We start from the raw sequence: 4,282 nt of genomic DNA on the forward strand, positions 1-4,282 counted from the left end.
ATGGCAACGCAAAACACCAGGAGCCTGGCGCGTGTGATGATGGCGCCCTCGGTTTTCCTGCTTCTGATCTGGATGATCGTGCCGCTGGCGATGACGCTGTGGTTTTCTTTCCAGAACTATAATCTGCTGAACCCGGCCAATGTGAGCTTTGCTGGCCTGTTCAACTACAAGTTCTTCTACACCGATCCGGCCTTCCTTCAGTCCATCTGGAATACGCTGGTGATCGTCGGTGGCGTGCTTCTCATCACCATCATTGGCGGGATTGGCCTCGCATTGCTGCTCGACCAGCCGATCTTCGGTCAGGGGATTGTGCGCATCCTGGTCATCTCGCCTTTCTTCGTCATGCCGCCCGTCGCGGCATTGATCTGGAAGAACATGATCATGCACCCCGGTTACGGCGTGCTGGCCGACCTGAACAGGTTCTTCGGTTTTCAGCCCATCGACTGGTTTTCGCGCTTTCCGTTGCTCTCCATCGTCATCATCGTCGCCTGGCAATGGCTGCCTTTTGCCACGCTGATCCTGCTGACCGCCTTGCAATCGCTGGATGGCGAGCAGAAGGAAGCGGCGGAAATGGACGGCGCAAACTTCTTCAACCGCTTCATCTATCTGACGCTGCCACATCTGGCGCGCGCCATGACGGTGGTCATCCTCATCCAGACGATCTTTCTTCTCGGCGTCTATGCGGAAATTCTCGTCACCACCAATGGCGGACCTGGCTATGCCTCCACCAACCTGCCGTTCCTGATCTACCGGACCGCGCTGCTTGGCTATGATGTGGGCGGAGCGTCTGCCGGCGGTATCATCGCCATCGTGCTCGCCAATATCGTCGCCATCTTCCTGATGCGCGCTGTCGGCAAGAACCTCGATCGTTAAGGAGACGTCCCATGGCTCGCAAAGTCTCTACCCGCTCGAAGATCGGCTTTACCATCGCCGCATGGGTGGTTGCGCTCATCCTGTTCTTCCCGATCCTCTATGCCTTCCTCACCTCCATCAAGACGGAGCCGGAAGCCATTGCAGGCTTCAGCCTGTGGCCATCGGGAACGCTGGAAAACTACGTGACGGTGAATACGCAGCGCGACTACTTCAAGCCGTTCATGAACTCGGTCGTCCTGTCGCTCGGCTCCACGATCCTGGCACTGCTGATTGCCATTCCCGCCGCCTGGGCCATGGCCTTTTCGCCGACCAAGCGCACGAAAGACATCCTGATGTGGATGCTTTCCACCAAGATGATGCCGGCGGTCGCGGTGCTGGTGCCGTTCTACCTGATGTTCCGCAATGCCGGTCTTCTGGATACCCGCATCGGCCTGACCTTGATGCTGACCATGATCAATCTGCCGATCGTGGTGTGGATGCTCTACACCTACTTCAGAGAAATTCCGGGCGAGATTCTGGAAGCGGCGCGCATGGATGGTGCCTCGCTGTGGAACGAGATCGTCTATGTCCTGACGCCGATGGCGATCCCCGGTATTGCCTCGACACTGCTTCTCAACATCATTCTGGCGTGGAACGAATCCTTCTGGACCATCCGCCTGACGACCACCAATGCAGCACCGCTGACGGCCTTCATCGCCTCCTTCTCGTCGCCGCAGGGCCTGTTCTGGGCAAAGCTTTCGGCCGCTTCGATGATGGCGATCGCTCCAATCCTGGTGCTCGGCTGGTTCAGCCAGAAACAACTCGTGCGCGGCCTGACCTTCGGCGCTGTGAAATAAGGATCATAACAATGGGCAGCATTTCACTTAAAAACGTTTCCAAGGTCTTCGGCGAAGCCAAGGTCATCCCGTCCATCGATCTCGACATTCAAGACGGCGAGTTCGTCGTCTTCGTCGGGCCGTCGGGCTGCGGCAAGTCTACGCTCTTGCGCCTGATTGCAGGCCTTGAGGATGTGACCGGAGGCCAGATCATCATCGACGGGAAAGACGTGACCGAGCGCGCACCAGCCGAGCGCGGTCTTGCCATGGTGTTCCAATCCTACGCGCTTTATCCGCATATGAGCGTGCGCAACAATATCGGCTTTCCGCTGAAGATGGCGAAGATGGAAAAATCCGCCATCGACAAGAAGGTCAATGACGCCGCCGCCATTCTCAACCTGACCGATTATCTCGATCGCCGTCCCTCGCAGCTTTCCGGCGGCCAGCGCCAGCGTGTTGCCATCGGTCGCGCTATCGTGCGCGAGCCTTCAGCCTTCCTCTTCGACGAGCCTTTGTCGAACCTCGATGCGGCACTGCGCGGCACGATGCGGCTGGAAATCTCCGAACTGCACAACACGCTGAAGACGACGATGATCTACGTGACCCACGACCAGGTCGAAGCCATGACCATGGCCGACAAGATCGTGGTTCTCAACCGCGGCAATATCGAGCAGGTCGGCTCACCGATGGAGCTCTACAAGACGCCGCGCAACCTCTTCGTCGCAGGCTTCATCGGCTCGCCGCGCATGAACTTCGTCAAGGGTGCCTATGCTCAGGCCAAGGGTGCGGAAACTGTCGGCATTCGCCCCGAACATCTGCTGCTATCGAAGGAAAGCGGCCTGTGGAAGGGGACGGTGAACGTGGCCGAACATCTCGGCTCCGATACCTTCCTGCATATCAATGTCGGGGAGATCGGCCTGATCACCGCACGTGCCGATGGCGAGTTCGCCTGCCAGCATGGCGATATCGTCTACATCACGCCCGATGAGACCAAGGTTCACAGGTTCGACAACAAGGGTCAGGCAATACAGGCGTAACGCTTGATTGCCGCTATCCGGCGAAAGCCATCACGACATGAACTCTGGGCGCGTCTTGCGCGCCGGTTCGATTGGGAATTATTCCGAGGATCGTCTCATGACATGCAAACTCTCGCTTGCAACGCTTGATCAGGCCAAGGCCACCGCTCAGGTTCCCTCCTATTCGCGCAGCGACCTGTCGGCCGGCATCGTCCACTTCGGCGTCGGCAACTTCCACCGCGCGCATCAGGCAATCTATCTGGATGACCTGTTCAACACCGGTGCTGACCATGATTTTGCAATCGTCGGTGCTGGTGTGCTGCCATCCGACGCGGTGATGCGCGACAAGCTGGCCGAGCAGGATTTTCTGACGACGGTCGTCGAGCAGGATAATAACCGGACGGGTGCTCGCGTTACCGGACCGATGATCGACATCCTGCCGGTGGGCGATGCCAAGGCCATCATCGATGCGCTGGCCGATCCCAAGATCCGCATCGTCTCGATGACCATCACCGAGGGTGGCTACTTCATCGACGCGTCCGGCGCGTTCAATCCGCAGCATCCGGCCATTGCCGAGGACGGCAAGAACCCGGCGGCGCCGAAGACGGTGTTCGGCCTCATCGTTGCTGGCCTGAGGGCGCGGCGTGAGAATGGCGTCCAGCCCTTCACCGTCATGTCCTGCGATAACATTCCGCACAATGGCAAGGTCACCAAGAACGCCGTGGTCGGCCTTGCTGCACTCTCCGATCCGGCTTTCGCCACCTGGATCGGTGAGAACGTCTCCTTCCCCAATTCCATGGTGGACCGCATAACCCCCGCCACCGGCGATCGCGAGCGCTCCATTGCGCGTGACGACTTCGGCATCGAGGACAACTGGCCGGTCTTCTGTGAAGAGTTCAAGCAGTGGGTCATGGAGGATAATTTTCCCGCCGGTCGTCCGGCGCTGGAAAAGGTCGGCGTGCAGTTCGTGCCCGATGTGGCGCCCTACGAGCACATGAAGATCCGTATTCTGAACGGTGGCCATGCGGCGATTGCCTATCCCGCAGCCCTGCTCGACATCCACTTCGTCCACGAGGCGATGGAGCATCCTCTCATCCGTGCCTTCCTGGCCAAGCTGGAGAAGGAAGAGATTATCCCGATCATTCCGCCAGTGCCCGACACCGATCTCAACGAGTACTTCGACCTGATCGAGCGCCGCTTTCTCAACCCGAAGATCGGCGACACCATTCCGCGCCTGGCGCAGGACGGCTCCAACCGCCAACCGAAGTTCATCCTGCCTTCGACCGCCGACCGTCTGGCGCAAGGCCTCGACATCGTCGGTCTGTCGCTGGTTTCCGCCCTGTGGTGCCGCTACTTCTACGGAACCTCGGACAGCGGCAAGCAGATCGTCTTCAACGACGCCAGCGCAGAGCGCCTGCAGGCGGCAGCGATAAAGGCAAAGGACGATCCCATGGCCTTCCTCGCACTCAGCGATATTTTCGGCGACGTCGCAAACTCAGACCTCTTCCGAACCCGCTTCGCTCATGCTCTAAACACATTGTGGGAAAAGGGTACCGCAAAGACGATCGAACTCTATCT

At 58.9% G+C, this 4,282-nt stretch carries 4 protein-coding genes; all 4 read left to right on the top strand.

Features of this window, described 5'->3' with window-relative positions:
* A partial coding sequence (locus tag ACQZ5M_RS21075; protein WP_296021033.1) for a carbohydrate ABC transporter permease occupies nucleotides 1–873 on the top strand: 873 nt, incomplete at its 5' end.
* Nucleotides 874–884: 11 nt separating this feature from the next.
* Complete coding sequence (locus tag ACQZ5M_RS21080) at nucleotides 885–1,709, top strand: carbohydrate ABC transporter permease (protein ID WP_296021035.1); 825 nt, start codon at nucleotides 885–887, stop codon at nucleotides 1,707–1,709.
* 11 nt (nucleotides 1,710–1,720) lie between these two features.
* Nucleotides 1,721–2,725, top strand: a complete 1,005-nt coding sequence (locus ACQZ5M_RS21085; RefSeq protein ID WP_449080805.1) for an ABC transporter ATP-binding protein — start codon at nucleotides 1,721–1,723, stop codon at nucleotides 2,723–2,725.
* 97 nt (nucleotides 2,726–2,822) lie between these two features.
* Nucleotides 2,823–4,282, top strand: a 1,460-nt coding sequence (locus tag ACQZ5M_RS21090) for a mannitol dehydrogenase family protein (RefSeq protein ID WP_449080806.1), incomplete at its 3' end; no start/stop codon positions are given.

This window comes from Rhizobium sp. 22-785-1, from assembly GCF_053521965.1.